Raw genomic sequence first — 25,609 nt, 5'->3', positions numbered from 1 at the left:
CTGCAGCATAAAAAAATTCCGAGCAACCAGTTTAGGTTACTCGGAAATAAAAGTCTAACTTTTTGGGGTCACTACATAAGTTATGAATAGTATGAGCTTTTTTATTGTTATTTCATTATTGAGAGCTTCTAATAATTAGGTTTTTGTTGACTAGTGTAAATTCATGACTTATAATTTACTCATGAAATACTCATGAAGATATCATGAATTTGTGTAAGTTTTTAAAATACAGGAGAGTATTATGACAACACGGTTTCTTGGAGAATTGGATTCAAATATGATTGTTTCAGATAGTAAAGATACTAAAAAATCTATTTTTCAAGAATATGAGCGTGTAATTCTAGATTCTTTATTACAAACGTTTGGCTTGGATTTTATTATTCAAGATCAATATGGTGGAGATGTAGACACTATTCATAACTTAGAACAAGTTGGTAAAAATGAGAAAATGAGTATTAAAAATACTGATACTCGCAATAAATATGAAAATAGAGGTAATTACGATTCTCATAAGTATCATAGTGATAAACAATATATAGCGAAAAATAGAGAATATAGTAAACAAAGACGGACATCTGGGATTAAAGATGCGTATACTAAAGAAAAACTCTATGACTCTCATGATTTAGATCATATTATATCAGCTAAAGTTGTTCATGATAATGCAGCTGTTTATGCGACATCTTTAGATCCAGTTACATTAGCAAATTCTGATGATAATTTAGTTCCGACATATAGCTCAGTCAATCGATCCAAAGGAGCAAAAACTGTAGATCAATTTTTAACAGATTGGAAGAATACTAAAGGGATGAGACAAAGTCGGATTAAAGAATTAGAGGGGAAAGGTTCTTTAACAAAAAAAGAGCAGAAGCAGTTAAAAAAATATAAAGAGTTAGAAAAGCTGAAACCTGATGAAGTTAAAAAGTTATATCAGCAATCTAAACAGTCTATGACCAATAAGTTGAACAAGGATTATTATACTAGTTCTAAATTTACAATGGATACAACAAAAGCAGCCTTATCACTTGGTGGGAAAACAGCAGTTAAACAAGTTATTGGCTTTGTACTGATAGAAGTATGGTTTTCGATAAAAGAACGTCTCTCTTTATGTACATCAAATTCATTAAAAGGTTTTTTTTCTGATATCCTTGAGGGGATAAAAGAAGGGTTTATTAAAGCAAAATCAAAATATAAAGAGGTTATATCGAAATTAAAGGAAGGTTTAATTTCGGGGGTAATTGCTTCATTAATGACAACGCTCACTAATATAGTTAAGACTTTATTAGAGGGGTCGATAAAAATATTGAGACATGCTAGTGGAGCACTTGTTAAAGCTATTAAAATACTGTTTTTTGAGGAACACAAGAGTTGGCAAGATAAAATACATGCGATTCTAGTGGTGTTAGCTACTTCAGCATCGGCTATTGTGGGATCTTTAATTGGTACTTATTTAGCTCCTACATTATCTGGTATCCCCTTAGTTGGTGAGCTATTAGTTACATTTATTGAGGTATTTGTTTCAGGCATAATTAGTTGTACATTAATTTACTTTATCGATAAATGGGATATAGCAAAAAAAATATATGAATTTATAAAGCAACTTGATATAAACCCATTTGGTGAATATGTAGAATATATGAAAGAACAGGTAGCTATGTATGAAGCTTATGTGGCTAAACTTTTACAAGTTGATGTAAAAACAGTTATTCATGAAACTGAGAAGTATAATAGGGTTTTAGAGCTTTTAGAAGGTAATAATTATGGTATGATTAATGATCAATTAAAAAATCTGATGTCTGAAATAAATATTAATCTTCCGTGGCAAGGTGATTTTTCAAGTTTTATGAGTAATAAAAAAAGTAAATTGGTATTTAAATAATGTTTAGATGTAGTCAATGTGGGAAATGTTGTGAAAAGGTTTATACCTCTAAGTTGTATAGCTTTTTGGCTGATGATACTGGGAAGTGTAAATATCTAAAAGATAATAAATGTTCAATATATAATAGACGTCCACTGATTTGTAGAGTAGATGCTATGTACGAACATTATTATAAAGACTCTATGACTCTAAAAGAGTTTTATGAGTTAAACTATCAGGCATGTAAGTTTTTAAAAAATGAAAAGGGGAGTTAATATGCCATTACCATTAATTGTTGGAGCTATTGCTGTTGTTGCAGGTGCGACTGGGGTTGCTAAGGGGGTTTCTGGTGCAAAGAAAATAAAAGAGGCAAAAGAAGATATAGAACGTATTGAGCGCCGTCATAAATCCAATCAAAATATGCTAAAGGAACAAGAAGAAGCAACACAATTATCAATGGATGCTCTTGGGAAAAAAGAAGTTGAAGTAATGGCTTCTTTTGACGAGTTTAGTAGTTGTATGGAAAAAATCATTGATAAACCGGATTTTGCTACAACAAAAATTGGGGATAAAGAGATTAAACCGTTAACTATAGAACGATTAAAAGAAGTATCTGTTGGTGCGGAAGCCTTGAAGGCGTTGATTGCAGGGTCCTCTATGGGGACTGCGGGTGGTCTTGCAGCAGGAGGTGCAACATCAGCTGCTATTAGTGCTTTCGGTGTTGCGTCAACAGGTACTGCTATTGGTAGTTTGTCCGGGGCTGCTGCTACTAATGCTACTCTTGCCGCTATAGGTGGTGGTAGTTTAGCAGCTGGTGGAGGCGGTGTTGCACTAGGTAGTGCTCTTTTATCTGGTGCGACATTAGGTGTAGGTTTAATGGTTGGTGGCTTATTTATTAATCATGCAGGTAATAAGGCACAAGAAAATGTAGAAGAAGCTAGACGTGAATATAATAAAGCGAAAGCTTTAATAGAAGAAGCAGTTGAATTATTAAAAGAAATAGAGGGTGCTGCAACAGGTTATTTAACTGTATTAAATAGAATTTCTGATAAATATTTTAGCTTATTAGATTGGTTAAAAGATCTAGTTGAGGTTAAAACTTTATGGAGTGATTATACAGTAGAAGAACAGAATAAGATTGAACATATGGTTCTATTAGTTACTATTTTATATAAAATGTGTTCAGTTAAATTCCTGTTGAAGAATGGTGATAAAACCAAGTTAAATAAAAAAGACATTGATGATGTAAAAAATATTATATCTGAACAACAAATCTAATTGTTTATGTATTAAAAATAATTAATACATAAGAAAGGACTGTAATCTAAATACGGAATTTCAGTATTTAGATTGCAGTCCTTTTATTATTATTTATCAGCCACAACGAGTTTGTATCCATTTAAGTGAATGTTACTGTTTGTTGTGTCTTCGTTTGTTAAGGATTTTACATAGCTGTCGCCTGTGAGTGTCCAGGTAGAGTCTTTACTGAGTTTTAGTGTAACTTCTTTAGCGGTGTTGTCTGTGTTTACAGCGCCTACGAGGCTAGATCCATTAGTCATATCTAGTGCGACAGTGCTGATGGAGTCGGCTACGATGTTACCGTTAAGTTCTTGGTTGGATGCGCGAAGTGTGAGGTGACCACCATTTTCACCATCTTTGCCCCAGCGGGAGTCTGCTGCTGCTTTCACCAGCGTCGTAGTATTTGGCGTTACAATCGTGTTGCCTGTAAGGTCCGCTTCGGCTGTGGTGTTATTTACATAGATGAACGCACCTGTACCATGAGTTGTAAGTGTGTTATTTTCCGCTTTTAAACGAGCAATACCGCTTTCAGCATCACCGGAGAAACTTTGGTAAAGCATGAAGCCATTATCGTGGTAGCCTGTAACATTAGAGTTCGTAAGGGTAATGGAGTTTTTACCTTCTACGACGCCTATTTCACTTTTGTTAGCTACGCCGTTGATACTGTTTGCTGTAATATTGCCGGTGGAGTAGATAACAGGGCTACCCGCACCATAGGTTGTTAGCTTGGCTGCTTCTGCATTAATGGTGCCTTCGCCACGGTCTGTAGCAAGCGTAGCAGAGTGAGCCCCTTCAGTGGTGATGGTTAAATTTTTACCATTTACAGTGCCTTTGTAGGTCGCATCTAAGCCGCGAGAGGAGTCGCCCTTAGTGTGAATATTTGTATTTTCTATATTAATAACAGAGCCTTCGCCAGTGGCAAATACCGCATTAGAGCCAATACTATTAGATGTAATATTACTATTTTTAATGCTCGTTTGACTGCCTTCGATGCCGAGCACTACTGCATTTTGTCCGCGGAAATTACTGTTGTCATCATTTGTGGTGTTACCCTGTTTATTAAATACGCTGCTATCGATGGTGATAGTGGCTTTGTTTTTTCCGATGAAAGCATTTTGATCGCTTGTAGTATTGTCGAATCGTTGGTGTTCTAATGTTTTATTTTCACTAATAACAGATGTGCCTGTGAAAGTACTAGGATCAGCTTCCTTATGAGGCGTTGGTTCGTTAATTTCTCCTGTCTTTACATCATCTGGTCTAGGTACATCATTTTTAGGCATATTAGCGTTAGGTGCATCAGCCTTAGGGGCAAATATGTTTTGTGGTGGAACATTAGAATGTACTGGTTCTGCACCAAATGTAGGGGCAAAGGCTAGTGCTGCGAGGGCGCCGCCCGCTAAAGCTGGAACGATGAAACGTCTTAAAGTTTTATAATTACGTGAATGTGTCATATATAATAACCTCCAAATATTTATTGCGCGATAAAATCGAATTGTGTAAAATTAAGATTGCAAGAAGTATAGTAATTATCTGTGAAAATAGTATGAATGATACATGGGATTTATAAACAAATATTAACCGTGATGTTTAGATATGTCGATGAGGATATCTTGCTTTCACCATTACTTATCACGTATAATATAGATTGGTATATGATGTATACTATTAAGATCTGCCGTATCTTATAGAAAGGAGTTCCCTAATTCGTAAAGGCGAATAGCGCAAGTACCCGCGAAGGCAGTCGTTAGGGTAGACGAGGTGAAGAGTAATCGAATCATCAGCGGATGCTCTTCCGGCATATTCATGTCGTAACAGATACTAAAAAGCCCATCGGTAACGATGGGGACAAAGTGTATCTGAATGAATTGTATTCAAATACTATTTGATACATAATTTGAACATTAACTTAGATTGTTAAGTTAGAATAGTAATTTGTTAGCCTTAGTTTTTGGCTGGGGCTAGAATGCCCCCAGTTATAGGAGGATATACTTATGTGCGGTATCGTAGGATACATTGGCTTTAATCAAGCATCTGATTTCTTGTTGGACGGTATGGCGAAGTTAGAATACCGTGGTTATGACTCTGCAGGTATTGCTGTTATCGGCCCTAAAAATGTTATTAAAATTCAAAAGAAGGTTGGCCGTCTTGCTAATCTTGAGGCGATTGTAAAAGCAGATCCTAATGAAGGGACTATAGGTATTGGTCATACTCGTTGGGCTACTCATGGTCGTCCATCTGATATGAACGCCCATCCTCATGCATCTGAAGATGGTAAATTTGCTGTTGTACACAACGGTATTATTGAAAATTACATGCCTTTAAAAGAAGAGCTCATTGAAAAAGGTTACCATTTCAAATCTGAAACTGATACAGAAGTAGTAGCTCATTTATTAGAAGATATGTATGATGGCGATTTCGTAGGCACAGTACGTCGCATGCTAGCTCGTGTTGATGGTGCGTATGCTCTTGAAATCATCTGTGCTGATGAGCCAGATAAAATCATTTGTACTAAAAAAGAAAATCCATTGGTTATCGGTCTTGGCAAAGGCGAAAACTTTGTAGCATCTGATATTCCAGCTATTATTAACTACACACGCGATACATACATTTTGAGCGATGGTGAATTAGCTATCGTAACTCGTGATAATGTATCTGTATTTGACCGTGAAGGCAACCCTGTTGATAAAGAAGTATTCCATGTTAACTGGAATGCGGAAGCAGCAGAAAAAGGCGGTTATGAACACTTCATGTTGAAAGAAATTCATGATCAACCTAAAGCTGTACGCGATACTTTCGGTACACATATCTCTGAAGATGGTAAAACAGCTATCTTTGATGAATTGAATTGGACTGCTGAAGATGTAGCAGCTTTCAATAAAATCCTTATCGTTGCATGTGGTACAGCATACCATGCAGGTCTTGTAACAAAACAATATATTGAAAACTTAGCGCGCATTCCTGTAAGTGTGGAAATCGCATCCGAGTACCGTTACAGCAATCCATTGACTGATGACAAAACATTATGTATTGTTATCAGCCAATCTGGTGAAACATCTGATACATTAGCTGCGTTGAAAGAGGCAAAACGCCATGGTGCTAAATCCTTGGCGATTACTAACGTAGTAGGTTCCAGTATCTCCCGTGAAGCAGACAATACTGTTTACACATGGGCAGGCCCTGAAATCTCTGTAGCGTCCACAAAAGCTTACACTACTCAATTAGTAGCTGGCTTATTGTTCGCTGTATACCTTGGCCAATTAAATGGCAAAATGGATCCAGCGTTAGGTGAAGAAATCCTTAGCGGTGTTAAAAACTTGCCTACATTGATTCATGAAATCTTTGAAGTAGACGAAGATATGAAAGCCTTTGCAAAACATTATGGCTTCAAATCTGATGCGTTCTTCTTGGGCCGTGCTATCGACTATGCAGTAGCAATGGAAGGTGCTTTGAAATTGAAAGAAATTTCTTACATCCATGCTGAAGCATATGCTGGTGGCGAATTGAAACATGGTACATTAGCTCTTATTGAAGAAGGCGTACCTGTTATCGCATTGGCTACACAAAAGGATGTGTACGATAAGATGATCAGCAACATCCGCGAAGTAAAAGCTCGTGAAGCGGTTGTAATCGGTATCGGCATGAAAGGTGACGAAGAATTATCTAAACACGTAGACCATACAATCTATGTTCCTCGTGCGAATAAATTCATCGCCCCAATTCTCGCTGTTGTACCATTGCAATTATTAGCATACTATGCAGCGATTACACGCGGCGCAGATGTAGATAAACCACGTAACTTAGCTAAATCTGTAACCGTAGAATAATATATATAACCAACAGTGCTTCGGCACTGTTGGTTTATTTCAATATAGGGAGACTATTATGGCAGTTATATTTTCCGGCATCCAACCAAGTGGTGAGTTAACACTTGGTAACTATTTGGGGGCTTTACGTAATTTCTTAGACTATCAAGATACTGACGAATGTTATTATTGTATCGTTAACCAACATGCAATCACTGTACCGCAAGATCCAAAAGAGTTATTCCAAAATACTCGTAATTTGGCTGCGTTGTACCTAGCGGTTGGCCTGGATCCTAAAAAGGTAACATTGTTCGTACAATCCGAAGTACCTGAGCACGTTAAACTCGGTTGGGTTATGCAATCTATCAGCTATGTTGGCGAATTAGAGCGTATGACGCAGTACAAAGATAAGTCTCAAAAGCAAGGTGACTCTATTCCTACAGCATTGCTTACGTACCCACCATTGATGGCGGCAGATATCTTGTTATATGGTACAAACTATGTTCCTGTAGGTGAAGACCAAAAGCAACATCTTGAATTGACTCGTAATTTGGCAGAGCGTTTTAACCGTAGATTTGGTGAAACTTTCGTAGTACCTGATATCAAGGTAGGCGAAGGTGGTGCTCGCGTTATGAGCTTACAAGAGCCTACTAAGAAAATGAGTAAATCTGATGATAACCAAAATGCTACTATTCGCCTTTTGGATGCACCAGATTTGATTGTGAAAAAATTGAAACGCGCTCAAACTGACTCTGATAATGCAGTGCGTTACGATAAAGAAAACAAACCGGGCATTTCTAACTTGATGGGCATTTACCGTGCTATCACAAAAGACAGCTATGAAGCTATCGAAGAAATGTATGCAGGTAAAGGTTATGGCGTATTTAAATCCGATATTGCAGACCTATTAGTGGCAACTCTTGAGCCAATCCAACAACGCTACAATGAATTGATTGCAAGCCCTGAACTCGATGTAATTCTCGATGAAGGTGCTGCTAAGGCTCATGCTAAAGCAAGTCAAATGTACCGTAAAGTTGAGCAAGCTATGGGCTTGTGCCGTAAATAAAATCATATAGTAGACTTTCAATTTGTGAGGTAAGCCATGACGAAACAAGAGGCAATGGAACGCTTTTCATCAGGTGCCGTACAACAGAGCTTAGAAATACATCGTGGAATCCAGTGGACTGGACGCATCGTCGGTCTATTGGTGTGCGTGTTAATTGTGAAATATTTGCCGTCCGATTGGGCTGAGCGTATATTGTATTATCTGTTGTTACTCCTTATATTGTGGACCCTTCATAGATTAGGTGAAAGTCAAGCTTTTATCTGTGAAAAGGGCCTCGTGTTGAAACGTAGGCCTTTTTCTTTTATAGAATACTTTCACAGTCTTTTTCATGGGGATGAATATTTTGTCTTTGTAGATTACGAGCATATTATTGGGTTTACCGAAGGTTGGCGTGAATTGCAGGCTATGAATGGTCATGGTGGTATTTATGTCATACCCTTAGACCTCGCGCAGGTAGGGGATAAAGATAAAATGGCCATGATTGAAGCTATTAATAAGCATTCAAATCTTTAAAATATAGGTTATACAAATGCTTTATCCTTACAATAGATGATATGTAATATTAAGAAATTAAGAAAATCCAAAAATTCATCAAATTAGCTATTTACAACTTTAACGAACTAAAGTATAATACAATCATCGGGTGCAGAGGTGAGTTCTGTACAGCATATAATAGCAAGTAGTTAAAGGTGTAACACACCGTGGAGGATAGTTATGAATTGGAAAAAAATGATGGCCGTTGGCCTTGCAGCAGTATCTATGATGGTATTTGTAACGGGTTGTGGTAGCGATACTAAAACTGCTAATACAGAATTACCTAAAAAAATCGTTATCGGCTTAGATGATAGCTTCCCTCCAATGGGCTTTAAAGATGATAAAGGCGAAATCGTAGGTTTAGATATCGATATGGCTAAAGAAGCAGCTAAACGCGCTGGTATGGAGGTAGAGTTCAAAGCTATCGACTGGTCCAGTAAAGAAGCCGAGTTGAAATCTAAAAAAATCGACGCTTTATGGAATGGCTTAACAGTATCTCCTGAACGTGAGAAAAATATTTTGTTCTCCAATCCATACATGAAGGATAAACAATACATCGTTGTTCGTAATGATGATGACTCCATCAAATCCAAAGCTGATTTAGCAGGTAAAGTAGTAGGTGTTCAACAAGCTAGTACTGGTGAATCTGCATTACAAAATGATCCAAGCGGTAAAACTGTGAAAGAAACAAAATCTTATGCTGACTTCGTAAGTGCTTTCATGGATCTTGGTATTGGTCGTGTTGATGCAGTTATCGCCGATGGTGTTATCGCTCGTTACCTCATGACAAAAGAACCTGGTAAATACAAAATCGTAGACGGTACTGATTACGGTGTTGACAACTTCGCTGTTGGTTTCCGTAAAGATGACACTGCATTACGTGATAAAATCAATGGTATCTTAGCGGACATGAAAAAAGATGGTACTGCTGATAAAATCGTTGAAAAATGGTTGGGCTCTAGCGCAGACCTAGATAAGAGCGATGCTAAATAGTACAATTCGTGATATACTAATAGTACTATGGTCAGTATGTACAACAGATAATTAAAGAACGAAATGTACACTAGAGAAGAGGCCAGATGCCTCTTCTCTAGTCGTGTTTTGAAGGAGTATTCCATGTTAGATTATTTATTGCAGATTATCCCAACCATCGCTGATGGTTTAAAGGTAACCGTATCGCTATTCTGTATTGTATGGATTTTATCCATCCCTGGCGGTATCTTACTTGCTTTGGTACGTCTATCAAAATTTACAGTGCTCGACAAAATTGTTGAAGCCTTCGTATATTTGATGCGCGGCACACCATTAATGTTACAAATTTTATTCGTATATTATGCATTGCCTATCATTACAGATGGAGCAGTCCAAATGGATGATGCTACAGCTGCAGTACTTACATTCGTGTTGAACTACGCAGCGTATTTATGTGAAATTTTCCGTGGTGGTATTCAATCCATTTCTCGTGGTCAGTACGAAGGGGCAAAGGTTCTTGGTTTTACTTATGCTCAAACAATGCGTAAAATCATCTTGCCACAAATGTTTAAACGCGTATTGCCTCCGCTTGCGAACGAAACAATTAACTTGTTGAAAGATACGTCTCTTGTATACGTATTGGCTATGAATGATATCTTGCGTATTACAAAATCTATCGTACAACGTGACTTTGATATCTCTGCCTTCTTAGTGGCAGCTTTGTTCTACTTGATCTTTACCTTTATTTTGACAAATATCTTCAACTACTTAGAAAGACGATTTGCTGTATATGAAGATTAATCTATTCTGTAGTAGTGTGTCGTAGATATGGACTTAGTTGTTTTTAAGGGCTATAGCCGATTTGAAATTACAGCTATTTATTTATACGACGATGTAAGAGGTACTTATGACATTTGTAAATATGGAGCGTATTGAAAAACGCTTTAACAATCAAACTGTATTGCGCGATGTATCGCTCAAAATGGATAGAGGGGAAATCGTTTCTATCATCGGCCCATCTGGGTCTGGTAAATCTACATTTTTACGCTGCTTAGGTCAATTGGAAACCATTGATGGTGGTTCTATTACTGTAGATGGTACTGTCCTTGCTAGTACAGATGCTAATGGCACTGTAAACTATGCTAGCCAAGAAACACAACATGACTTATTATTACGCATGGGCATGGTATTCCAATCTTTCAATTTATTCCCTCATATGACGGTGCTTGATAACATTATGATCGCGCCGCGCATGGTAAAAGGTATGAAAGATGATGAAATTTTACCGATTGCAGAGCGATTACTTAATAAAGTTGGCTTATGGGAAAAGCGCGATATGTATCCATCCCGTTTGTCTGGCGGTCAACAACAACGCGTGGCCATCGCTCGCGCATTGGCGATGAATCCTGAAATCATGCTCTTTGATGAGCCTACATCTGCCCTTGACCCAGAATTAACTGGTGAGGTTCTTAAGACTATTAAACAGTTGGCTGATGATCATATGACGATGATTATCGTAACTCATGAAATGAACTTTGCTCGTGAAGTATCTGATCGTGTCATCTTTATGGCGGATGGTGTTATCCAAGAGGAAGGTACACCAGAACAAATTTTCAACAATCCACAGAACGATAGAACGAAAGCGTTCTTGGAGAACATGTTATAGGAGGTCTTATGAAGTTACGTTTTATTGCTGCTACGTTAGCTGTCATGGCTATGAGCACGACCTCTATTATGGCAGAAGGCTTGCAAGGCACACCTGGAACTCCGATGGCAATCGTAGATTCCCAAAAAGACTCTGCCTCTATTTTGCCAGATCAGTATAAATCGTATGCGACTACGATGAACACAGTAGTTAAGGACTATAAAAATGGCTATACCTTTACGATTCCATGGCGTGTAGCCGATGGTGTTAAGCTAGATATGGATGTGCGTAGTGAAAGTGAGCATATTCAAGGCTATTCTTTCAACCTAGCAGGTCCAACACAAGATGATTCCTATACTGTGTCTTTCACAAAACGCAATAATACACCGCAAGACGGGGTATCTCAAAAGGAATGGAATACGACTTGGTATGGTGTGCCAATCAAGGGCATGTCTGATGAAGAGTACTTGAGCATCTGGCGTCAGCATAGTAATGTCTTTGAAAATAACGATATCGTTGGGGGCTTCTTTAACAAGAAAGGGGCTATATCAGCACGTTGGGATAAGACAACACCAAAATCGTATGCTGAAATGACATCTACAGAGCCTGTTCAATCTGTATTTGAAGCGGAATTCATCATGGATAAGGATCCAACGCATCGCTACAATTTGGCGAGCACCTATGCTCCTATTCAAGGGGAATTTATGGAACAAGGCTTGATGGAACATACAATTCCATCCTTTGAATTACTAAATAAGTCTGGTTCTAGTACAATCAAAGGTGTTAAGCAGTTTATCTCTGGCACAAGTGATATCAGCGTAGCTGAAGGTATTAAATTTGCCTATCCAAAAGGTTTTACCCGTCTAAATGAAAAGGGTAAAATTGCTTTCGCTAAGCATAATGTGCGCCTTGATATTGAATCCTTTACAATCCCCGTACAAGCGGTTAGCACAGGCATGCCTACAATGATGGGCAAACAAATGCTAGGTGATTATTACCTTAAACAATTGGTTGAGGTGAATAAGGCAACCATTACTCGTTATGAAACACATATTATCGATGGTAATGTAATGTTCTACTTGGCAGGTCATATGAAGAATCCTAATACGGCTGATACATCTGCAGCTGCACCAGTATCCTTTGCCGCTACTATTATCTTAGGTAATGAAGGCAATGTAGCCGTGGCTCGTATGATTGGCCCAGCAGGAACTAGCCTTAGCACACCGGAGCTCATCGATGTGCTGGATGGATTCAAATTGACTACTACATTGAATACTAACCAATCATCACAAGTTTTATAATATACACATAATATTCTTTTATTTGTATAAATCTGTATAATTTGTGCTATAATAAAAGAAATCCTCTAGAAAAAGAGGAGTTTTCCTTGATGGTCTAGAATATAATACTATAGGCTAAACGATCTTTGATCATATCCCCTTTGAGGGATTAGAAATAGGAGGGGTTATTATGGTTACCTACAAAACTATTGTCGTACCTACTGATGGTTCTGAAAATGCTAAACGTGCGTTGGAACATGCTCTCGCTGTAGCGGACCGCAACCATGCTGAATTGATTATTGTTCACGTTGCAAATATCGTGTCTGCTATTTCCAATTTCGATCAAACACCAATTTCCGGTGGTTACGTATCTGAACAAATTGCAGAAGATATGGAAGAAACTGGTAAAGAAATTCTTAACGATGTAGTAAAAGAAATTCCTACAGGCGTAAAAGTTAAAAGCGTATTCGAAGTTGGTTCCCCTGGTCCTGCATTATTAGCAGTAGCTAAAAAATATAATGCTGACCTTATCGTAATGGGTAGCCGTGGCCTTGGCCCATTGAAAGGCTTATTCATGGGTAGCGTAAGTAGCTATGTAACTAGTCACTCCACTTGCCCTGTATTGATCATTAAATAATTCATATCCTGTACAGATATGATACAAAAAGAGACTTTGTTGTAACAAAGTCTCTTTTTTATAGCGTAAAAATGATATAATATTTGTATGTATGCCATTTAGGTTTACAAATAAGAACGAAATTAAGTTACATGAGAACAATAAATAAACATAGATAATGGTTTATAAAATGGGGGACTATATGAGCGACAAACAAGAATCATTGCTAAAGCTAGCAGAACTGTTTAAAATCCTGGGTGACCCTACACGCCTTAAAATAGTAGAATTATTATTAGAAAACGAAATGTGTGTAAATCACATTGCGGAAACAATGGGGATGGGACAATCTGCTATCTCTCATCAATTACGTGTATTGCGTCAAGCCCGTCTTGTGACCTATCGCAAGGATGGGAAAACTGCATACTACTCTCTAAACGATGATCACGTAGAAGGTCTCGTAAGAATGGGTATGGAACACGTATCTCATCAATAGTTATATATTCTTACTATATACTACTTGTCTAGTTTAACTAGGAATGTACAAAACATATATGATATATAACCTCTAACGATTTATACTATAAAAATATAAGAAAAGGAGCCGTTTATACGGCTCCTTTTTGTATAGGTATACTAGTATTAATATAAAGGGAAGAGGTAATAGGCTATCGTAATAAATAGTGGCATAGTTACTGCTGATAGTATGGTTGTACCCATTACAATTTGCGTAGCGTATTCTGGATTGTTTTTCATCTCGATAGCAATAAGGGCCATATTGATGGCTGTTGGTACGCTATAGGTGATGACAATCGTTTGCGCTGCAATCGGGTGCATAGGACCATAGAACATTATAAATAATATAGTAATAACTGCAGCAATGAGAGGACTTACGACGAGACGTAAGGATGTAGCGAGCATAACATCCGCCTTAAAGAAGTTTAATGGCGTTCTGTTAATCTGCACCCCTAAAGCGATCATAGCAACGCCTACAAAGGCATTAGCAAAGATTTTAAGAGGGGCAAAGAAGAATAGACCGTGTAAATCAAATGGTAAGAGCTGGCAAAGTAATGCAAGCGGTATAGCATATACCATAGGCATATGGAAGACTACGCTTAACGCATCTTTTGTGCTTAATCGCCCAGCGCCAGCTTGGTAGAAGCCATAGGTATTACTCGTAATGGTCTGTATAATCATAATAGATACGACGCTGACAAGACCTAAATCAGCATAGGGGGTTGCGCCATCGATGACGTAAGGCACATTAGTAAATACAAAGATGGCAAGGGCGATGCCCATATTGCCAACGTTGTTGAACATAACGCAGTTCTTTAATGTGGCGATTTTTGCTACATCATAACCTTGTATTTTGCCGACTACACCTGAAAGGATAGAGTTCAGTATGAGTACAACTAGTGCACAAAATACGATTTCTAACGTACCTGATGTAAATTTAGCTTCATACATAGCCCTAAATACAAAGGTAGGCAATAATATGTAGAAGTTTAGTTTACTCAGCGTATATAAATCTAGTTTAAATTTTCTATCCAATATAAACCCTACGCCTATCAGTATAAAAATAGGAATCATAGAGTTCATAAATATATGTCCTATTAGCTCGAATATATTCATTATCTCACCTAGAGTTTCTTATTAATTTAGTATGGATTTAATGTATAGTATTATCATACCATAGTATGTATTGTTCGGGGCTTAAAAGTTTTATCCATTATGATTTCTTATGGTATTCATCAGAAATATATATGCAAAATGTGAGTTTTTACATACATATTAATTAACAAATATATAGTATAATGTGAATATATTGTATATTTAGTTTGTTCTTTGAACGTGTCTCTACGGTGAGTAACCATAGCTTTCACAGTGTGGAGTCCAAAGGGATGCACAGGAGGAATTATGAAACGAATTCTATTAGTATTAATGAGCGTTTTCATGCTGGCCTTGTTAGTGGGGTGTGGTAGTGACACAAACAAAGCAGCAGATTCTGCTAAACCAAGCACATCTGAAAAGATTACTGTACAAGCGGCAGCGAGCTTGAAAGGTGCTCTTACTGAATTGGCAGAGTCCTACAAAAAGAGTCATAACTTATCAGACGACCAAATTGCTATTAACTTTGCTGGTTCTGGCACATTGCGCCAACAAATTGAACAAGGCGCACCAGCTAGCTTATTCATCTCTGCTGACGAAAAGAATATGAAAATGTTGCAAGACAAAGACCTTGTAACAGATGTTAAACCATTTGTAACTAATGAATTAGTTCTTGTAGTTCCAAAAGGCCAACCTAAAATTGAATTAAATCAAATTGCTTCTGTTAAACGTATCGTTTTAGGTAATCCTGAAACAGTGCCAGCTGGTAATTATGGTAAACAAGTATTAACAAAATTAGGTGTTTGGGAACAAGTTGAACCAAATGTAGTATATGCTAAAGACGTAAAAGCTGTAACGGCTTCCGTTAGCCAAGGTGCTGGTGATGCAGGCTTCATCTACAAAACTGATGCTATTGCGGCAGGCGATGCAGTTCAAATTTCTGCAGTAACACCTGCTGATTCTCATGATCCAGTTATCTATCCAATTGGTATCATTAAAAAATACGACAACGCATTGGCAAAAGACTTTTACCAATACGTAATGAGTCCAGAAGGCCAAAAAGTATTAGAGAAATACGGTTTCTCCACTTCTAAATAAGGGTAAAACGCTAGCTTTCAGGGCTAGCGTTTTCTTATGATACAATATAGATATTATTATGAATATGTTAGACATACATTTTTACATGCTATATGATGCAAATAAGTAAATCATTTTAAAACTAGATGTATTTTTATTATTACTGATTTTAGTCTTATTGATAGAAAGGGGGCGTACTATGAGTCCATTTTGGCTATCTCTGTGGGTGGCGAGCATTGCTCTTATCATCGTTATTGTTATAGGCTTAGGCGCTTGTTATTGGATGAACCGCTGTAAGTGGGGCGGTATGGCTATTTTAGATGCTCTAATTACGTTGCCTCTTGTGTTGCCACCTGTAGTTGTGGGCTTTGCTCTTCTCATGGTATTTACTCCAGGATATGCTTTTGGTGCGTGGCTCGAAGCTCACGGTATGAGTGTAGTTTTTGCCGCTTCTGGTGCAGTCGTTGCATCTTCAGTCATTGCATTCCCCCTATTTTATCAAACAGTGCGCTCTGCCTTGCAGTCCGTCGATCATAATATGGAGGATGTAGCGCGTACATTGGGCGCTTCAGAATTGCGTATATTCTTTACCATATCTGTGCCTCTTGCGTGGAAAGGTATTTTAACAGGTAGCATCTTGGCGTTCTGCCGTGCCATGGGGGAATTTGGTGCTACCATCTTAATCGCTGGTAATATTCCGAAGGTAACCCGTACTATGCCGTTAGCTATTTACTCCTACGTAGAGGCAGGGCAGTACATGGATGCCTTTGAGCTTGTTGTATATATTTGTGTACTTACATTGGCATTGTTGAGCGGCATTCACCTCATTACGAAGGGGTCCTTGTTCCGCCATACAGAGAATAACTAGGAGGTTCTATGATTACATTTTCCTTTACTGTAGCTAGACCTTCTGTGACTGTGAAAGCTGATGGGGTGCTTCCTTCTGGAATTACTGTTCTGACTGGTCAATCTGGTAGTGGTAAAAGTACCTTTATCAAATGTATTGCAGGGCTCGTAAAACCAACCACTGGTAGTATTCAATATGATGATACGACGTGGGTTGATCGAGGTAAAAAGATATGGGTGCCTGCTCAAAAACGGCAAGTAGGCTATATGCCGCAAGGCAATATTGTATTTCCTCATTTGTCTGTAGAACATAATATTACCTATAGCAAACGAGGCACCCCTGACATGTGTGATACATTGTTACAACGTTTGGGTTTGGAGAAATATCGTAATACCAAGGCTGGTAGCTTATCTGGTGGTGAGCAACAGCGGGTTGCACTAGGCCGTGCGCTCTACTCAAAACCGACTATTCTGCTCCTTGATGAGCCTTTATCTGCACTTGATTGGAACTTACGAAAACAAGTGCGTGAAGACCTCGTTTCCATCATTCGAGAATGGGATGTACCTTGCGTATGGGTGACACATGATGAAAGCGAAGTAGAAGCTGTAGGGGATAGACATTGGACCTGTGAAAACGGGCTCATTACGATATCTGAATAACTGTAAAATTTAAGATAATAAAAAACACCTTCATAATCCTACTAGTGGATTGTGAAGGTGTTTTCTTTTTAGATAGTTGATAGCAGTGTATTTAGCCTTATCTTTAGTATTGAATTAGTACGTTTATAATAGATGTTATTTGCTAATGTTACTTAATTTCTGTTGATGCATGCGCTGTTTTACTTATAAATCCCACAATAGCGGTAACGATAAATGCCATAGCAAAGGATGGTAGTGTAGCACCGATAGTGCTTTCACTATGTAACATATAGTGGTATAAGCCAACGGATACAGCCCAAATGAGACCTCTTACTAGATAAGCCGATAGTGTTTGTACTTGTTGATGATTGATAAAATAATCAGCTAATAGGATGGCAATCATTGGAGCAAATACAGATCCAATGAGGTATAGGAAGTCTGTAATATCATCCATTGGATATAGGATAGCCGCAATGGTGCCGACGATAGTTACGATAACGGCTACGCCTTTACTGGAGGCTCCGCTATAGATCGTCGTACTAGATACGCCTGCAGAGTAAGCGTCCATAAAGGTTGTAGTAACGGTAGAGAAGATAATAACGATAAGTCCTGCAAGGCCGAGGCCTGCGTTCATCATGATGGTAATGATGGAGTCGCCACCGCCAAAGATAGCGGCGCTAAGACCTAAGGTATACATAACAATACTTGTTACTGTGTAAACTGCAGCACTTGTTAGTGATGCGGAGAAAGGATTTTTACTTTCACGAGTATAATCGCTGATGAGAGGCAACCAAGATAATGGCATAGCAATAGATAGTTCAAGAGCTGCTATAAAACTCATATTTCCACTAGCTATAAGGCTACTTTCACTAGGCCATTGAGCTATCATGTGAGCGCCCATGTAGAGGGTGAGACCTAGCAATAGAACAGATACGATGGCTTGAATATAGCCTGTATTGTGGAGGCCGATGAAAAGCCATAGAATAACGAGAGCTCCGATGGCTGTGGTCCAAATCATAGGCGATAGGGGTGCTAGCTCTTGTAAGGCGAGCATCGCATCGTAGATCATGATGCTAGTCCATCCAATGAGTTGTAGCATATTTAAAAAGGCAAAGCCTTTAGCCCCTAGTCGGCCAAAGCTGAAAGCGGTAGTATTCATACTGCCTTGTCGCAAGCGTCCACCAATGAGGCCAGCTCCAAAGAGCAATATACCGCCGATGATATGCCCCAGTATGATGGCATATAAACCTTGGGTGAGCCCTAAGGGGGCCAGATAGGTTCCCGTCATAATCTCCGCTATGGATAGCGCGGCACCAAACCATATCATGGCGAACTGTGGTTGTGTAATGTGTGTGTCTTTCATACGTCCTCCTAGCCAGGAAGTCATAGAAAAAGCCGAGTTCACAGGAACTCGGCTATTAATCCTCTATGTTCCCTACGTTGGCATTATCCAAATCAGGTTATGGGTTAAAGCATTAGCTTACTCTCAGCCCACTCGTGTGAGCACCCCGTTATGGCTTTATTATAGGCGTCTATAAGTGAACCGTCAATTCTTTTGTTGCATGGATTGTATAATAATGTTATAACTAGAGTATAAAAATATATTGCCACTAGGGGTGCTTTTGCTGAGATTGACCATTCAAAACCCTAGACCTGATCCGGATAATACTGGCGTAGGGAAGTGGAGTGAAACATAATACTAAACTATTACGAGACCATTCCATTTGGAGTGGTCTCGTTTTTATATATTTGGAGGTATTATGAAAAAACTGATTATTGCTAGCATATGTGTAGCCTTAGGTGTCGTGTTATCCACAACATCTATTCCCGTTGGGCCGGCTCGTATTTTTCCGTTTCAACATATGATTAATGTGATCTTAGCCGTTATAGTTGGGCCGAGATTTTCCGTAGGCGCTGCTTTTAGTACATCTTGTTTACGTAATGTATTAGCACTAGGCTCTCCATTGGCCTTTCCTGGTAGCATGATTGGCGCTTGGCTATCTGCGTATTTATATAAGAAATACAATGCCATCTGGGCAGCAGCTCTAGGTGAGATCATCGGTACAGGTCTCATTGGTGCTCTTGTGAGCTATCCCATTGCTAACTTCCTATTAGGGAAACCGTTGGCGTTATTGACCTTGATTACATCCTTCTCCATGAGCTCTGTGGCAGGTGCTTGCATAGGCTTCGTAGTATTACAAATCTTATCTCGTCGTCATCTATTACACAAGGAGGCATAATGAAACTACATACTGCACTAACAATTGCTGGTACTGACCCGAGCGGTGGTGCTGGCATTATGGCTGATTTGAAATCCTTCCAAAGCCGAAATGTATACGGTATGGCTATTGTTACCTCTGTAGTAGCCCAAAATACAACGGGCGTTCACCACGTAGAACATCTATCCTTAGAAAGCATAGAGAAACAGTTACACGATGTGTATTCTGACATTCCTCCTCAAGCTGTTAAGACGGGCATGATTGCTTTACCGGAAATGATGGACCTCATTTATCCTTATGTGAGCAAGGATATTCCGTACGTAATGGATCCTGTTATGATTGCCACCAGCGGTGACCGACTTGTAGCAGATGAGGCTGTGAATTTCTTAAAATCTAAACTCATTCCTACCGCTACGGTTATCACCCCTAATCGCAGTGAGGCTGAGGTTTTAGCTGACATGGCTATTAATTGTGAAAGCGATATAACAACAGCGGCTAATCGTATCTTACAGGACTTAGGCCCTAAAGTGGTAATCATTAAGGGTGGTCACATCGGCGAAGATGCAACAGATTATGCTTTCACCAAAGATGGTAGTGTACGCACGTGGACGAGCCCTAAATACGATACGGTGCACACGCATGGTACGGGCTGTACCTTCTCTGCCGTTATTACGGCGGAGCTCGCTAAAGGGCGTGACGTAATGGATGCCATTGGTATTGCGAAGAATTATATCGCTCTTGCTATTAAGCACAATCCAGCGCTAGGACACGGCTGTGGCCCTGTTAATCATATGGCCTATGGTTTATTGGCGAATGGACCTGAAACGATGGATGAGCTATTAAAAGATAACTAGAGGAGATATTTGTATGACCTATGAAAACCCTTATATGAAAGGCCGAACTTGGCCTGAACTAAATATATTAGAGACCTTGCGTCAGAGAAATCCTCTTGTTATTTGCATTACTAATGATGTGGTACGTACCTTTACGGCCAATGGTTTACTAGCCATTGGTGCATCGCCTGTGATGAGCGAATGCAGTGAAGATTTAAAAGACCTCATCGTTCATGCATCGGCTTTACTCATCAATATTGGAACGCTTACGCCAGATAAGGTTAGTTACTATAAAGAAGCCATAAAACTAGCGAAGACACATGAGGTGCCAGTTGTACTAGATCCAGTAGGGTGTCATGCGGGAGCTTACCGATTGTCGGTAGTCTTAGATTTAATTAAGACTGGTAATATCTCTTTATTACGAGGTAACCAAAGTGAAATCAAAGCTATTTATGATGCTTTAAGTCCCGATGATACGGCTAATAATTCTACTACCGGCAAAGGTGTAGATGGGGCGCAAGTTGAGGATAGTGCTGTTATTGCCTATCGTCTAGCACGCCTTATTAACTGCCCGGTAGTAACAACGGGAGAAGAGGATTATATTTCCGATGGAATTCGGGTATTTGCAGTACCACATGGACACTCTGTCATGACAGCTGTGACAGGCACAGGCTGTTTATTAGGCGCCGTACTAGCAGCCTTCTTTAGTGCCTATTATCCATGTAAAGATAGCGTATCTATCGGTGAATTTCTCGCTTATGCATTGGCTTACTATGGCTTGGCCGGTGAAAGTGCAGTACAGGTGAGCGGTGTAAAACCTGGTAGCTTTAGTACGGCATTTATGGATGCTTTATATACACTAGATGATGCGGTGCTTATGGCTGAAAACCGTATACGTCCTGTAGTTGTGCCAGATCAATTACAAGTATATTTTATTGGTGGCACTCAAGATGTAGGTCTTAATGAAAATCGCTTGCTAAGTGTCGTAGAAGAGGCTTGTCGAGGTGGTGTGACCTGTTTCCAATTCAGAGAAAAGGGCATGGGCACCTTAGAAGGACAACAGAAATTAGAATTAGCTCAACAATTACAACAAATCTGTGCGAAGTACAATGTACTCTATATTATCAATGATGATGTAGACCTAGCAGTGGCAGTTAATGCCGATGGCGTTCATGTAGGGCAGGAGGATATGCGCCTTGAAGAGGTACGTAATCTTGTAGGCCATAAGGCCGTTGGTATCTCTATTCACTCTATAGAGGAATTACATAAGACGGTTGTAGTCTACGCTGATTGTGTAGGTGTAGGTCCTATGTACGCCACAAGTAGTAAACCTGATGCACAAGAACCATGCGGACCAAATCGAATTAGTGAACTTCAAGCAGAAGGCTTAACACTACCATGTGTTGGTATAGGGGGCATTACCTTAGATAATGCAAAACCTATACTAGAAGCAGGAGCCTGTGGTGTTGCCATCATATCTGCTATAGCCCATGCAGATAATCCTTATGAAGCAGCCCAACAGTTTAAGCATTTAGTAGATAGAGCACAACCTTAATAGCAAATAGAACACAAAAAAAGACGATGACTTAAGTCATCGTCTTTTTTGTTAAGGAAGTTGTTAGTACTTACTGTAAGAATATATTGTACTTACAGGTATGTTTAATATAAATCTGTACTTACAGGTTGTTAGTTTAGTTAGTGTCGTACTTACAGATTAGATGGATTCCACGAAACGGTGGAAGAAAGCTTGTGGGTGAGCACATACTGGGCAAAGTTTTGGAGCTTCTTCACCAACATGTATGTAACCGCAGTTAGCACAAATCCAAGCAACTGGTTCGTCGTTGCGGAATACTTTGTTACCAGATACTTGAGCTGCTAATGCAAGGTAACGAGCTTCATGACGAGCTTCGATTTTACCAACTTCGCGCATTTGGTAAGCGATTTTAGCAAAGCCTTCTTTTTCAGCTTCGTCAGCGAATTCTTTGTACATTGTAGTGTGTTCGTAGTTTTCACCAGCTGCTGCATCACGAAGGTTAGCTTCGATATCGGAAGATACATCGCCACCATGAAGAGCTTTGAACCACAATTTAGCATGTGCAGATTCGTTGTGAGCTGTTTCTTCGAAATAATCAGCGATTTCGTTCATGCCAGCTTTACGAGCTGCTGCTGCGTAGAAAGTATATTTTTGGAATGCTTGGGATTCGCCAGCGAATGCTGCTTGAAGATTTTTTTCAGTGTTAGAACCTTTTAATTCTGCCATTTTAATACTCCTTTGTACTTACGATAAATTTCAAATTTGTTACTTAACTATATATTCATAACCACTTGGTTGTGAATGCAAATAATAGAATACTTATTCTACAATTTTCGTGGGCGACTTCGCCTTAGTAAGAAAACTTATTCTTAGATTAAATAGACACTTGCCTAACTTTTAAAATAGTACTTACTGATTTGTGTTTTTCGGCACTTGCCGTCTTAACAGTTTTATATACAATGTGCTATCCGTATACTTAACGAATAATCATTGTTGACTATATTGTAACATACTAAATGAGAAATGCAAGTGTTTTTGTAAAATTTATTTCGAAAATTTTCTAAATGATAAATATTATCAATGTAGTAAAAATGCGGTTTCTTAAAGACTGAATAGTATAGGATTTGTAAAAATAGCCGATTTTGATATTGAGAATGATAACTAAATGAAAAATCATTATTGATTAGATATTGATAACCTTTTCGTTAAATGTACTAATAACTACCCATAAAATGACTATATAACTATAGAATTATGATATATTTATAGAACTCTGTATTTCTTGTATAATAAGTATATAAATACTGAACGTTGTAAAAGGAGGCGCTATGGCATTTGTTAGATATTACGTAGGCGATGTGGTAAAGATGAAAAAGTCACATCCTTGCGGCAGTGATGAATGGGAAGTCAAACGGATTGGCACAGATTTCCTCATTGTATGTAATGGCTGTGGTCATCAACTGTTGATGCCGCGCCCAAAATTTGAAAAGGCAGTTAAGAAAATCGTGTCTAGATTGCCAGAGAATGAATAAGGGGGACGTATGGTACGACTCACTGATTACGTAACAAGTGGGGGCTGTGCATGTAAGATTGGGCCTCATATATTAAATCGCGTATTAAAAGCGGTGACTCCTGTTACTAATGAACATGTATTAGCAGATATGACGGGTGCTGATGACGCAGGCGTATATAAACTTTCAGATACATTAGCATTAGTACAAACATTGGATTTCTTTACGCCTATGGTTAATGATCCTGTTTTATTTGGGAAGATTGCTGCGGCTAATGCGTTGAGTGATGTGTATGCTATGGGCGGAATACCGTTAACGGCTATGAACATTGTGGGGTTCCCGGTGCCTCTTGTTGAACAAGGTGTATTAACAGATGTATTAAATGGGGCAGGATCCATTGTAGCTGAATCTGGTGCGGCTATCGTTGGTGGCCACAGCATTGAAAATAAAGAACCTATCTTTGGTATGTCTGTGACAGGACAAGTGCATCCAAATCGAATTTGGAAAAATAAAGGCGCTCAAGTAGGAGATGTACTAGTATTAACTAAGCGAATTGGTACAGGCATTATGAATAATGCTCTAAAAGGCGATTTGTTCCCCGTAGGTACCGAGCAAGCTGTCAATAGTATGAGTACATTAAATCGTGTAGGCGCAGAGGTAGCACATAACTTTACCGTTCATGCATGTACGGATGTAACTGGCTTTAGCCTTATGGGGCATTCTGTAGAAATGGCGAGTGCTTCCGATGTGACCATTCATATTAAAGCATATGACATTCCACTCTTTGATGATGTCATCGAAGCAGCTCAAATGGGCTTGGTACCTGCTGCATCGTATGGTAATCGCAAGGCCATAACTGATGTACAAGTTGATGAAACTTTGGATCCAGTATGGATGGATATTCTGTTTGATCCACAAACCTCTGGTGGTTTACTATTCTCTGTTCCTGCCAGTGAAGGTGATCAACTAGTTGAGGCGTTACATGCGGCTGGCATCGACTGTGCTGCTATTATTGGTGCTGTTGAAAGTTTCAGCGGTCTGGCCGTACGCGTCACAGAATAAAATCATAAATAATAATTTCGCTACTATTGGCATAGATATAGAATTAAACTATTGTTAGCTGTTAGCTGTTAGCTGTTAGCTGTTAGCTGTTAGCTGTTAGTTGATACTTTTACAAGATTTATAATGTATATAATTTAGAGGTGTATGATGAGTAATACAAATGAATTAACTGTAGACGTACGTGGTAGCTTGTGTCCAAAACCTGTAATTGAAACTAAGAAGGTAAGCGATGCGAATCCAAGCGCTGTCATTACTACTATTGTAGATAATGAGGTTAGTCGTGATAATGTAGAAAAATTTGGTAAGTCTCGTGGTTATGGTGTGGCTATTCGCCAAGATGGTAAGGATTTCTATCTCACCATGACGCCAAATGCGAATCCCGTGACAGAAGCGAATTGCGAACCGATGAACTATGGAAACCGCGTCATCTTGATGACAAAGGATTATCTTGGTGAAGGTAGCGAAGAGCTCGGTCGAAACTTGATGAAAACCTTCTGGGTATGTATGGTAGAAGCAGATGTGAAACCATCTAAGATCTATTTCATTAATAGCAGTGTTAAGATGGTAACTAATGATTCTGTTCATTTGGAAAATATTAAAAAGTTAGCTGATGCAGGTGTTGAAATTGCAGCCTGTGGGATTTGCCTCGATTTCTATGGTGTGAAAGAAAACGTTGGCGTCGGTAGTATTACGAACATGTATGCCATTACAGATGCTATCCTTGGTGACAATATTGTTAAGCTATAATGTTAGCAGCTTATTTTGATATATTGATTTAGAGTTATTGGCTTAGATTAGATTTTTTATTTCGAGCATTAATAGTTTAGGTGAACGAAATCTAATCGTATCGATTGTGTTAGGAGGTGAGGCATTGGAAAATAAAAAATTACTTGTCGTTTTTACATCCTATTATTTTGGTGATAAAGCAGACAAGATATTAACAGAATTAGAGGTGTCTCATCAATTGATGGCTACACCTCCAGAACTGTATGATATGTGCGGGTTATCTGTACAAATAGATCCAAGTATTGTAGAGCAGGTTCAGACTATTTTAAAAGAACATAAGATCAGTACATCGGGCCTCTTTTGGTATGAAAAAGGTGAACTGGCTGTACCATATAAAGCCTAGACATCGTCTAGGCTTTTTCTTGTTTTTTATTAAATTTTGATTCTTATATAATTTAACGGCTAACTATGGTACCATAGATAT

26 protein-coding genes and 2 riboswitches are annotated in these 25,609 nt (G+C 38.8%); of the genes, 22 read left to right on the top strand and 4 right to left on the bottom strand.

Translation table 11 applies throughout. The features are described from left to right. Nucleotides 1-241 precede the first annotated feature (241 nt). From LKD20_RS07950 to LKD20_RS07945, 3 genes are read left to right on the top strand one after another with little or no spacing between them, the layout of a single operon-like run. Nucleotides 242-1,879, top strand: coding sequence for a hypothetical protein (locus LKD20_RS07950; protein WP_227721401.1), 1,638 nt, complete (start codon nt 242-244; stop codon nt 1,877-1,879). Next, nucleotides 1,879-2,133, top strand: a complete 255-nt coding sequence (locus LKD20_RS09615) for a YkgJ family cysteine cluster protein (RefSeq protein ID WP_369127365.1) — start codon at nt 1,879-1,881, stop codon at nt 2,131-2,133. Before LKD20_RS07950 ends, LKD20_RS09615 begins: the two co-directional genes overlap by 1 nt. 1 nt (nt 2,134) lies before the next feature. After that, nucleotides 2,135-3,136, top strand: coding sequence for a hypothetical protein (locus LKD20_RS07945; RefSeq protein ID WP_227721400.1), 1,002 nt, complete (start codon nt 2,135-2,137; stop codon nt 3,134-3,136). Between the two features lie 89 nt (nt 3,137-3,225). On the opposite strand, the gene LKD20_RS07940 is transcribed toward LKD20_RS07945, so the two are convergent. Then, complete coding sequence (locus LKD20_RS07940) at nt 3,226-4,608, bottom strand: hypothetical protein (protein ID WP_227721399.1); 1,383 nt, start codon at nt 4,606-4,608, stop codon at nt 3,226-3,228. 540 nt (nt 4,609-5,148) lie between these two features. Here LKD20_RS07940 and glmS point away from each other — a divergent pair. From glmS to LKD20_RS07895, 9 genes are all read left to right on the top strand, one after another. Further along, nucleotides 5,149-6,981, top strand: coding sequence for a glutamine--fructose-6-phosphate transaminase (isomerizing) (glmS, locus tag LKD20_RS07935; protein ID WP_227721398.1), 1,833 nt, complete (start codon nt 5,149-5,151; stop codon nt 6,979-6,981). 58 nt (nt 6,982-7,039) lie between these two features. Next, nucleotides 7,040-8,026, top strand: a complete 987-nt coding sequence (trpS, locus tag LKD20_RS07930; protein ID WP_119206565.1) for a tryptophan--tRNA ligase — start codon at nt 7,040-7,042, stop codon at nt 8,024-8,026. Between the two features lie 36 nt (nt 8,027-8,062). Continuing rightward, nucleotides 8,063-8,539 carry a hypothetical protein gene (locus LKD20_RS07925; protein ID WP_227721397.1) on the top strand — a complete coding sequence of 159 codons (477 nt, stop codon included), beginning with the start codon at nt 8,063-8,065 and terminating at the stop codon, nt 8,537-8,539. A 201-nt stretch (nt 8,540-8,740) separates the two neighbouring features. Next, the gene (locus tag LKD20_RS07920; RefSeq protein ID WP_119206567.1) at nt 8,741-9,553 is read left to right on the top strand and encodes an amino acid ABC transporter substrate-binding protein; all 813 of its coding nucleotides are present in this window, start codon (nt 8,741-8,743) and stop codon (nt 9,551-9,553) included. A gap of 123 nt (nt 9,554-9,676) precedes the next feature. Then, a complete protein-coding gene (locus tag LKD20_RS07915; RefSeq protein WP_005387763.1) occupies nt 9,677-10,333 on the top strand; it encodes an amino acid ABC transporter permease in 657 nt (218 codons plus the stop codon). A 106-nt stretch (nt 10,334-10,439) separates the two neighbouring features. Continuing rightward, nucleotides 10,440-11,198, top strand: coding sequence for an amino acid ABC transporter ATP-binding protein (locus LKD20_RS07910; RefSeq protein WP_005387765.1), 759 nt, complete (start codon nt 10,440-10,442; stop codon nt 11,196-11,198). A gap of 8 nt (nt 11,199-11,206) precedes the next feature. After that, complete coding sequence (locus LKD20_RS07905) at nt 11,207-12,478, top strand: hypothetical protein (RefSeq protein WP_227721396.1); 1,272 nt, start codon at nt 11,207-11,209, stop codon at nt 12,476-12,478. Between the two features lie 169 nt (nt 12,479-12,647). Continuing rightward, a complete protein-coding gene (locus LKD20_RS07900; protein ID WP_060923852.1) occupies nt 12,648-13,094 on the top strand; it encodes a universal stress protein in 447 nt (148 codons plus the stop codon). A 181-nt stretch (nt 13,095-13,275) separates the two neighbouring features. After that, complete coding sequence (locus LKD20_RS07895; RefSeq protein ID WP_227721395.1) at nt 13,276-13,566, top strand: ArsR/SmtB family transcription factor; 291 nt, start codon at nt 13,276-13,278, stop codon at nt 13,564-13,566. 146 nt (nt 13,567-13,712) lie between these two features. Here LKD20_RS07895 and LKD20_RS07890 read toward each other — a convergent pair whose 3' ends face one another. Further along, nucleotides 13,713-14,702 (bottom strand): AEC family transporter, encoded by a 990-nt coding sequence (locus LKD20_RS07890; protein ID WP_005387771.1) that lies wholly within the window; start codon nt 14,700-14,702, stop codon nt 13,713-13,715. Nucleotides 14,703-14,987: 285 nt separating this feature from the next. On the opposite strand from LKD20_RS07890, the gene modA reads away from it, so the two are divergent. From modA to LKD20_RS07875, 3 genes are all read left to right on the top strand, one after another. Beyond that, nucleotides 14,988-15,776, top strand: a complete 789-nt coding sequence (modA, locus tag LKD20_RS07885) for a molybdate ABC transporter substrate-binding protein (protein WP_227721394.1) — start codon at nt 14,988-14,990, stop codon at nt 15,774-15,776. Nucleotides 15,777-15,954: 178 nt separating this feature from the next. Further along, nucleotides 15,955-16,623: a molybdate ABC transporter permease subunit gene (gene modB / locus LKD20_RS07880; protein WP_227721393.1), complete on the top strand. Its 669-nt coding sequence runs from the start codon at nt 15,955-15,957 to the stop codon at nt 16,621-16,623. A gap of 8 nt (nt 16,624-16,631) precedes the next feature. Then, nucleotides 16,632-17,261, top strand: a complete 630-nt coding sequence (locus tag LKD20_RS07875; RefSeq protein WP_227721392.1) for an ATP-binding cassette domain-containing protein — start codon at nt 16,632-16,634, stop codon at nt 17,259-17,261. Between the two features lie 148 nt (nt 17,262-17,409). Here LKD20_RS07875 and cytX read toward each other — a convergent pair whose 3' ends face one another. Beyond that, the gene (gene cytX, locus LKD20_RS07870) at nt 17,410-18,603 is read right to left on the bottom strand and encodes a putative hydroxymethylpyrimidine transporter CytX (RefSeq protein ID WP_227721391.1); all 1,194 of its coding nucleotides are present in this window, start codon (nt 18,601-18,603) and stop codon (nt 17,410-17,412) included. 52 nt (nt 18,604-18,655) lie between these two features. Then, a riboswitch (TPP riboswitch) is annotated at nt 18,656-18,761 on the bottom strand. Nucleotides 18,762-18,842: 81 nt separating this feature from the next. Next, nucleotides 18,843-18,937, top strand: a riboswitch (TPP riboswitch). A gap of 63 nt (nt 18,938-19,000) precedes the next feature. On the opposite strand from cytX, the gene thiW reads away from it, so the two are divergent. The 3 genes from thiW to thiM are packed head-to-tail and all read left to right on the top strand — an operon-like array spanning nt 19,001 to nt 21,847. Then, nucleotides 19,001-19,480, top strand: coding sequence for an energy coupling factor transporter S component ThiW (thiW, locus tag LKD20_RS07865; protein ID WP_119209090.1), 480 nt, complete (start codon nt 19,001-19,003; stop codon nt 19,478-19,480). Then, entirely contained in the window at nt 19,480-20,313 is an 834-nt protein-coding gene (gene thiD / locus LKD20_RS07860; protein WP_227721390.1) for a bifunctional hydroxymethylpyrimidine kinase/phosphomethylpyrimidine kinase, read from the top strand. The genes thiW and thiD overlap by 1 nt, the downstream gene beginning before the upstream one ends. A gap of 13 nt (nt 20,314-20,326) precedes the next feature. Continuing rightward, a complete protein-coding gene (gene thiM / locus LKD20_RS07855; protein WP_227721389.1) occupies nt 20,327-21,847 on the top strand; it encodes a hydroxyethylthiazole kinase in 1,521 nt (506 codons plus the stop codon). 159 nt (nt 21,848-22,006) lie between these two features. On the opposite strand, the gene rbr is transcribed toward thiM, so the two are convergent. After that, complete coding sequence (gene rbr / locus LKD20_RS07850; protein WP_227721388.1) at nt 22,007-22,552, bottom strand: rubrerythrin; 546 nt, start codon at nt 22,550-22,552, stop codon at nt 22,007-22,009. 602 nt (nt 22,553-23,154) lie between these two features. Between rbr and LKD20_RS07845 the strand changes: the two genes are divergently transcribed. The 4 genes from LKD20_RS07845 (at nt 23,155) to LKD20_RS07830 (ending at nt 25,528) form a co-directional block, all read left to right on the top strand. Beyond that, nucleotides 23,155-23,358, top strand: a complete 204-nt coding sequence (locus LKD20_RS07845; protein ID WP_004693828.1) for a DUF951 domain-containing protein — start codon at nt 23,155-23,157, stop codon at nt 23,356-23,358. A 9-nt stretch (nt 23,359-23,367) separates the two neighbouring features. Continuing rightward, on the top strand, nt 23,368-24,399 hold the full coding sequence (selD, locus tag LKD20_RS07840) for a selenide, water dikinase SelD (RefSeq protein ID WP_227721387.1): 1,032 nt from the start codon (nt 23,368-23,370) through the stop codon (nt 24,397-24,399). A gap of 147 nt (nt 24,400-24,546) precedes the next feature. Further along, entirely contained in the window at nt 24,547-25,146 is a 600-nt protein-coding gene (gene yedF, locus LKD20_RS07835; protein ID WP_227721386.1) for a sulfurtransferase-like selenium metabolism protein YedF, read from the top strand. A gap of 124 nt (nt 25,147-25,270) precedes the next feature. Then, a complete protein-coding gene (locus tag LKD20_RS07830; RefSeq protein ID WP_227721385.1) occupies nt 25,271-25,528 on the top strand; it encodes a putative Se/S carrier protein in 258 nt (85 codons plus the stop codon). Nucleotides 25,529-25,609: the final 81 nt, after the last annotated feature.

Source organism: Veillonella fallax (assembly GCF_020687175.1).
GTDB classification, from domain to species: domain Bacteria; phylum Bacillota; class Negativicutes; order Veillonellales; family Veillonellaceae; genus Veillonella; species Veillonella fallax.
Note: the sequence above shows the minus strand (reverse complement) of the source record. Positions and strands in the feature narration are given on the sequence as shown.

Coding starts and splice junctions, on each gene's coding strand:
- LKD20_RS07925 (WP_227721397.1), top strand. CDS start 8,063: ATGACGAAACAAGAGGCAATGGAACGCTTTTCATCAGGTGCCGTACAA.
- rbr (WP_227721388.1), bottom strand. CDS start 22,552: ATGGCAGAATTAAAAGGTTCTAACACTGAAAAAAATCTTCAAGCAGCA.
- yedF (WP_227721386.1), top strand. CDS start 24,547: ATGAGTAATACAAATGAATTAACTGTAGACGTACGTGGTAGCTTGTGT.
- LKD20_RS07940 (WP_227721399.1), bottom strand. CDS start 4,608: ATGACACATTCACGTAATTATAAAACTTTAAGACGTTTCATCGTTCCA.
- thiD (WP_227721390.1), top strand. CDS start 19,480: ATGAAACTACATACTGCACTAACAATTGCTGGTACTGACCCGAGCGGT.
- thiW (WP_119209090.1), top strand. CDS start 19,001: ATGAAAAAACTGATTATTGCTAGCATATGTGTAGCCTTAGGTGTCGTG.
- LKD20_RS07905 (WP_227721396.1), top strand. CDS start 11,207: ATGAAGTTACGTTTTATTGCTGCTACGTTAGCTGTCATGGCTATGAGC.
- LKD20_RS07900 (WP_060923852.1), top strand. CDS start 12,648: ATGGTTACCTACAAAACTATTGTCGTACCTACTGATGGTTCTGAAAAT.
- modB (WP_227721393.1), top strand. CDS start 15,955: ATGAGTCCATTTTGGCTATCTCTGTGGGTGGCGAGCATTGCTCTTATC.
- LKD20_RS07910 (WP_005387765.1), top strand. CDS start 10,440: ATGACATTTGTAAATATGGAGCGTATTGAAAAACGCTTTAACAATCAA.
- cytX (WP_227721391.1), bottom strand. CDS start 18,603: ATGAAAGACACACACATTACACAACCACAGTTCGCCATGATATGGTTT.
- LKD20_RS07895 (WP_227721395.1), top strand. CDS start 13,276: ATGAGCGACAAACAAGAATCATTGCTAAAGCTAGCAGAACTGTTTAAA.
- LKD20_RS07945 (WP_227721400.1), top strand. CDS start 2,135: ATGCCATTACCATTAATTGTTGGAGCTATTGCTGTTGTTGCAGGTGCG.
- modA (WP_227721394.1), top strand. CDS start 14,988: ATGAAACGAATTCTATTAGTATTAATGAGCGTTTTCATGCTGGCCTTG.
- thiM (WP_227721389.1), top strand. CDS start 20,327: ATGACCTATGAAAACCCTTATATGAAAGGCCGAACTTGGCCTGAACTA.
- selD (WP_227721387.1), top strand. CDS start 23,368: ATGGTACGACTCACTGATTACGTAACAAGTGGGGGCTGTGCATGTAAG.
- LKD20_RS07890 (WP_005387771.1), bottom strand. CDS start 14,702: ATGAATATATTCGAGCTAATAGGACATATATTTATGAACTCTATGATT.
- LKD20_RS07920 (WP_119206567.1), top strand. CDS start 8,741: ATGAATTGGAAAAAAATGATGGCCGTTGGCCTTGCAGCAGTATCTATG.
- glmS (WP_227721398.1), top strand. CDS start 5,149: ATGTGCGGTATCGTAGGATACATTGGCTTTAATCAAGCATCTGATTTC.
- LKD20_RS07845 (WP_004693828.1), top strand. CDS start 23,155: ATGGCATTTGTTAGATATTACGTAGGCGATGTGGTAAAGATGAAAAAG.
- trpS (WP_119206565.1), top strand. CDS start 7,040: ATGGCAGTTATATTTTCCGGCATCCAACCAAGTGGTGAGTTAACACTT.
- LKD20_RS07915 (WP_005387763.1), top strand. CDS start 9,677: ATGTTAGATTATTTATTGCAGATTATCCCAACCATCGCTGATGGTTTA.
- LKD20_RS09615 (WP_369127365.1), top strand. CDS start 1,879: ATGTTTAGATGTAGTCAATGTGGGAAATGTTGTGAAAAGGTTTATACC.
- LKD20_RS07875 (WP_227721392.1), top strand. CDS start 16,632: ATGATTACATTTTCCTTTACTGTAGCTAGACCTTCTGTGACTGTGAAA.
- LKD20_RS07950 (WP_227721401.1), top strand. CDS start 242: ATGACAACACGGTTTCTTGGAGAATTGGATTCAAATATGATTGTTTCA.